At 63.9% G+C, this 6,000-nt stretch carries 5 protein-coding genes; 3 read left to right on the forward strand and 2 right to left on the reverse strand.

All coding sequences use genetic code 11. From position 1 onward, the window contains the following. Positions 1–28: 28 nt before the first annotated feature. The 3 genes from ACV22V_RS28190 (at position 29) to ACV22V_RS28200 (ending at position 3,779) form a co-directional block, all read left to right on the forward strand. Positions 29–937: a LysR family transcriptional regulator gene (locus tag ACV22V_RS28190; protein ID WP_059532643.1), complete on the forward strand. Its 909-nt coding sequence runs from the start codon at positions 29–31 to the stop codon at positions 935–937. Between the two features lie 223 nt (positions 938–1,160). Continuing rightward, positions 1,161–2,753 carry an inorganic phosphate transporter gene (locus ACV22V_RS28195; protein WP_448016145.1) on the forward strand — a complete coding sequence of 531 codons (1,593 nt, stop codon included), beginning with the start codon at positions 1,161–1,163 and terminating at the stop codon, positions 2,751–2,753. Between the two features lie 282 nt (positions 2,754–3,035). Further along, positions 3,036–3,779, forward strand: a complete 744-nt coding sequence (locus ACV22V_RS28200; RefSeq protein WP_448016146.1) for a 2OG-Fe(II) oxygenase — start codon at positions 3,036–3,038, stop codon at positions 3,777–3,779. Positions 3,780–4,060: 281 nt separating this feature from the next. Here the strand turns inward: ACV22V_RS28200 and ACV22V_RS28205 are convergent, their stop codons facing one another. Continuing rightward, positions 4,061–5,491 carry a DHA2 family efflux MFS transporter permease subunit gene (locus ACV22V_RS28205; RefSeq protein WP_448016147.1) on the reverse strand — a complete coding sequence of 477 codons (1,431 nt, stop codon included), beginning with the start codon at positions 5,489–5,491 and terminating at the stop codon, positions 4,061–4,063. A 136-nt stretch (positions 5,492–5,627) separates the two neighbouring features. Then, positions 5,628–6,000, reverse strand: a 373-nt coding sequence (locus tag ACV22V_RS28210; RefSeq protein WP_448016148.1) for a hypothetical protein, incomplete at its 5' end; no start/stop codon positions are given.

Consider the following 6,000-nt stretch of genomic DNA (forward strand, 5'->3'; position numbering starts at 1 on the left):
TCATGTATCTGTCGGGTGAACGATCTCCATGCTGGAACGATTCCATCTCGTCGTGATCCGCGAAGTCGAGCGCCAGGGCTCGCTGACCGCGGCCGCCAATGCGCTGCATCTCACGCAATCGGCGCTCAGCCATACCGTCCGGAAAATCGAGCAGCAGCTCGGCACGCCGATCTGGGACCGGGAAGGACGCGGCCTGCGGCTCACGCAGGGCGGGCAGTATCTGCTGAAGCTGGCGAACCGGCTGCTGCCGCAGTTCGAACTCGCCGAGGAGCGGATGAAGCAGTACGCGAAGGGCGAGCGCGGCACGCTGCGCATCGGGATGGAGTGCCATCCGTGCTACCAGTGGCTGCTGAAGGTCGTGTCGCCGTATCTGTCGCGCTGGCCGGACGTCGACGTCGACGTGAAGCAGCGCTTCCAGTTCGGCGGCATCGGCGCGCTGTTCGGCCATGACATCGACGTGCTCGTGACGCCCGATCCGCTGAACAAGCCGGGGCTGCGCTTCGATCCCGTGTTCGATTACGAGCAGGTGCTGGTGGTCGCGGATGCGCATCGGTTCGCGAACGCCGACTACGTGACGCCCGAGCAGCTGACCGACGAGGTCCTCATCACCTACCCGGTCGAGACCGACCGGCTCGACATCTACAACCAGTTCCTGACGCCGGCCGGCATCGTGCCGAGACGCCACAAGTCGATCGAGACGACCGACATCATGCTGCAGATGGTGGCGAGCGGGCGCGGCGTGGCTGCGCTGCCGAGGTGGCTTGCCGACGAATACGCGGACCGGATGCCGGTCGTGCCGGTCAAGCTCGGCAAGAAGGGCATCGCGAAACAGATCTTCCTCGGCATCCGCGAGGCGGATGCGTCGATCGACTATCTGGCCGCATTCGTCGCGCTGGCGCGCGAATCGACGTGGAGCGCGCCACGCATGCTGCGCTAGCCGCGCTCGCACACTGCGCACTTTCGACGGCCCGCATGCCGGTGCGCAGGCTGGTGTTCACTATATGGACGACGACGCGAGCCGTGCACGGCAAGTTGCGTCACGACGTCACGGCGCCTTCCCCTTACACATCCGTAAGACCATGATTCGCTATCCGTACTGTCATCAAACTGACTGCTAGCGAAAGCTAGGATCGGACGCGGTTCCCTTACGAGATGCCGTCATGAATCATCCTGCTTCGTCCGCATCGAACAATCCGGGTTCAGTCGCACGCACCAGGCAGGTCGGCTATGCCGTGTTCCTGCTGGTGCTCGCGTTCGGCGCCGCCTATATCGCCACACACCTGATCGCCGATCTGTCGCCGGTCCGCGAAGGGTCGCTATTCCCGTACCTGATGCTCGGCGCCGCGCTGCTGATCGCGCTCGGCTTCGAATTCGTCAACGGCTTCCACGACACCGCGAACGCGGTGGCCACCGTGATCTATACCCACTCGCTGACGCCCAACGTCGCGGTGATCTGGTCCGGTATGTGGAACTTCCTCGGCGTGATGGTCTCGAGCGGCGCCGTTGCATTCGGCATCCTGCAGTTGCTGCCGGTCGAACTGATCCTGCAGGTCGGTAGCGGCGCCGGCTTCGCGATGGTGTTCGCGCTGCTGATCGCCGCGATCATGTGGAACCTGGCGACCTGGTATTTCGGGCTACCGTCGTCGAGCTCGCATACGCTGATCGGGTCGATCATCGGCGTCGGCCTGATGAACCAGTTGATGCACGGGCCGTCCGGCACGAGCGGCGTCGACTGGGGCCAGGCGCTCGGTGTCGGCAAGTCGCTGCTGTTTTCGCCGATCGTCGGCTTCCTGTGCGCGGCACTGCTGCTGCTCGTGCTGAAAGCGCTCGTGCGGATTCCCGAGCTGTACAAGGAGCCACAGAAGGATCAACCGCCGCCGTTCTGGATTCGGTGCCTGCTGATCCTGACCTGCACGGGTGTGTCGTTCGCGCACGGATCGAACGACGGGCAGAAAGGGATGGGCCTCATCATGCTGATCCTGATCGGTACGGTGCCGACCGCGTATGCGCTGAACAAGGCCGTCACGCCGGCCGAAACGCAGACCTTCGTCGCCGTCGCGAACCAGGCTGCCGCAACGTTCGGGAAGTACACGAACGGCGTCGCGCCGTCCGCGAACCCGCGCGCCGACGTCGAGCACTACGTGCAGCATCGCGAACTGACGCCCGCCGTGCTGCCTGCCGTGCAACAGCTGTCCACGTCGCTCGCGACCGCGGTCGGCATGTCGGGGTCGATGGCGGCGGTGCCGCAACGCGACGTCGACAACGTGCGCAACACGATGTATCTGGTGTCCGAAGCAATTCGCCTGATCGAGAAGTCGGGGCAGCCGGCGCTCGCCGCCGACGACAAGCTCGCGATCGACAACTATCGCAAGCAACTCGACCACGCGACCAAGTTCATTCCGACGTGGGTGAAGGTCGCCGTCGCGATCGCACTGGGCCTCGGCACGATGGTCGGCTGGAAGCGGATCGTCGTGACCGTCGGTGAAAAAATCGGCAAGCAGCATTTGACGTATGGGCAGGGCGCGTCGGCCGAACTCGTCGCGATGCTGACGATCGGCGCCGCCGACGTGTACGGGCTGCCCGTGTCGACGACGCACGTGCTGTCGTCGGGCGTCGCGGGCACGATGGCCGCGAACGGATCCGGGTTGCAGTGGAGCACGGTGCGCAGCCTCGTGCTCGCGTGGGTGCTGACGCTGCCCGCGTCCATCGTGCTGGCAGGCGGGCTCTACTGGTTGTTCCGGTCAGTGGCGTGATCGGGTAAACGGGAGGTGGCCGGTGAAAGCCGGTCGCCTGCCGTGAAAAATTTCACGGTTCCTTCTCCGCTTCGACACGTCTCGGCATTCGATGGGGCCGTGCCACGTCGTTGCCTTTTCCGCCTTTCCGGATTGGAGAGCAAGATCTGGAGCGCGCCGGCACACGGATGCCGCTAGACTGGGTTCATCAACTTTCATCGTGGCTTCAACCGTGCACGCGACGCTTGCGAATATTCCGCGCGACCGTACGGCGCCACACCGCTGACGAACCGAGGTACGCCCGTGAATATCGCCAATCTGCAACCTGCCGTCGAATCGGCGGACATCGCGCAACGCGTCGATGCAATCGACTGGCCGGCCGTCGATATCGAACTCGATCGCTACGGATGTGCGCGAGTACCGGGCCTGATCTCCGCGAGCGAGTGCGATGCGCTCGCCTCGCTCTATCCGCGGGATGCGCTCTATCGTTCGCGCGTCGTGATGGCACGGCACGGCTTCGGGCGCGGCGAATACAAGTACTTCGCGTACCCGCTGCCCGGGGTCGTCGCCGAGCTGCGTGCGACGCTCTACCCGCATCTCGCGCCGATCGCCAATCGCTGGAACCAGGCACTCGGGATCGACATCCGCTATCCAAAAGAGCACCGGACATTCCTCGATCGCTGCCACGCGGCGAGACAGACACGACCGACGCCGCTGATCCTGCAATACGGTCCCGACGACTACAACTGCCTTCATCAGGACCTGTACGGCGAGCATGTCTTTCCGCTTCAGGTCGCTATCCTGCTGTCGGTACCTGGTCGGGATTTCACGGGCGGCGAGTTCGTGCTGACGGAACAGCGACCACGCATGCAGTCACGCGCGGAAGTGGTGCCGCTCACACAAGGCGACGCGGTGATCTTCGCCGTCCACGGCAGGCCCGTGCAGGGAACGCGCGGCGTCTACCGCGTCAACTTGCGCCATGGCGTGAGCAGAATCCGAAGCGGCCACCGCCACACGGTCGGCATCATCTTCCATGACGCGCAGTGACAGCCTGCGGGGTGCAACGTGATGTTGTCGCGCCATTCGGTATGCCGGTGAGTTTGCGCAACAAGCACCGCACATCATTGCGCGAGGATCGTTGTGCCGTGCCGCCGCCGCATGGTCGGCGCATGGCGACGGGCGACGGGCGACGGGCGACGGGCGACGGGCGACGGGCGACGGGCACACTGTCCTGCAGACCATCGTCGCCATGACGGATCGACGTTTCAAATGAGCGACAAAAATGAAGCCCTCACCTGTCGCAACGCCAATGCAATGAGAAGTCTTGCTTACCCGCGGGCCGCATTTGCCCGCAGGCGATCGCCAGCATTGGAAGCCAGCCGCGCATAACCGGGCAACGTCAGCAGCGCGAGCACGCCCGCCGCAACGAACGCCCAGCGAAAGTCGTCGAGCACGTAATGCATGCCGGCCGCGTCGCCACGCACCAACGCCGCGAGCCGCAGCGACAACGCACCGAATGCGATCCCCATCCCGATCGTCATCTGCTGTGCAGCGCTCCACAGCGTGCTGGCCGCGCTCGTCTGTCGAGCCGGGATATCCGCATACGCCAGCGTCGCGAGCGTCGTGAACTGCATCGACCGCGTGAGACCGTAGACGAATACGACGAACAGCGTGATCGCCAGCGGCGTCGACGCTGTCAGCCAGCCACACGCGATCGTGAAGAGACCGACGATCGTCACGTCGACGAGCGCAACGCGCCGGAACCCGAATCGATCGAGGATCCACGACGTTCCCGCCTTCATTCCGAGATTGCCGAGCGCGCTGGCGAGCAGCAGCAGGCCGGACTGGAACGGCGACAGCCCGAAGCCGATCTGGAACAGCAGCGGCAGCAGATACGGCACGGCATTGATCGCCATCCGCGTGATGGAGCCGGTGATCACCGTCACCGAGAATGTCGGCACCTTCAGCGTCGTGAAATCGAGCAGCGGATGCGCACAGCGTTGCGCGTGCATCCACGCGGCGATGCCGAACAGCACGCTCGCGCCCACCAGAATACCCGCGCGCGTGAAGTCGACGTCCTGCTGGCCAGCCGCTTCGGTACCGATCAGCAGACAGGTCAGCGCAGCGCCTGCCAGCACGAAGCCGACCCAGTCGAGCGGTCGTTGCTCGTCGGCACGCGTGTTCCGGACGATCAGCCAGGTACAGACGAGCGCAACAATGCCGAACGGGACATTCAGCAGGAAGATCCATCGCCATGACGCGTAGGTCGTGATGAAGCCGCCAATGGGCGGCCCAACGACCGGCGCGACAATGCCCGGCCACGTGATCGTCGCGATTGCGCGCATCAGCTTAGCCTTCTCGGTGCTGCGAACGACGATCATCCGTCCGACCGGCACCATCATCGCTCCGCCGACACCCTGCAGCAGACGCGCGGCTGTGAACGTCATCACCCCCTCGGACAGCCCGCACAGCACCGACGCGCCGGTAAAGACGAAGATGGCGGTGGCAAACACCGTGCGCGAGCCATAACGATCCGCGATCCAGCCGCTGATCGGGATGAACACCGCGAGCGCCAGCATATAGGCCGTCATCCCGAGGCTCAGCGCGTTCGGCCCGACGCCGAACGAGTACGCCATCTGCGGCAGCGCAGTCGCGATCACGGTCGTGTCGAGATACTCCATGAAGAACGTTGCAGCGACCAGGTATGGCAAGAAGTCGGTCGTCCGACCACTTTGTGCGTGTGCGGGGCTGTCGGTCATGAACGGTGCGGGAAACGGAATGCGAAGGACACCGAGTGCCGGCTTATGCAGATGAACACCGGGAATCGGGATGAACGGCGATATTACCCTGAAGGGCTGCTTATCTGCTTTGCCGGGCATGTCGCGCAAATGGACTTTATGCGCATAGATTTTTATGACGATTTCGCGCCACAGTCACCGAATGGCGGGACGAGAACATCAAGTCGGGGGATTTTTCCGGAAAGTGACGTTGTTCGACGATCATCGAACAACGTCGGGCATCATCGGCCATTACAGCACCTTTGCCAAATTCATCGACCTTGGCTGGCGCTAACTGATCGCGGATTGGTCTGATCTGGATAAGGGGTGCCGAGCGATCTCGGTGGTGCGAAGTGGCGGATTGCTCGAGAACCGTGGGCACCTGGAACAAGACCTTGGGTGCGTCAGCTCCAGCCGCCTTGCACTTGGCATTCCGCGCGCGTTTCCGCCGCCTCAATGCAAAAACCCCCGCCTTGTCGGGCGGGGGTTCT

It is taken from the genome of Burkholderia sp. AW33-5, assembly GCF_053427615.1.

Excerpts from the sequence above, each read along its gene's own strand:
- ACV22V_RS28190 (WP_059532643.1), top strand. The coding sequence starts at position 29 with ATGCTGGAACGATTCCATCTCGTCGTGATCCGCGAAGTCGAGCGCCAG.
- ACV22V_RS28195 (WP_448016145.1), top strand. The coding sequence starts at position 1,161 with ATGAATCATCCTGCTTCGTCCGCATCGAACAATCCGGGTTCAGTCGCA.
- ACV22V_RS28205 (WP_448016147.1), bottom strand. The coding sequence starts at position 5,491 with ATGACCGACAGCCCCGCACACGCACAAAGTGGTCGGACGACCGACTTC.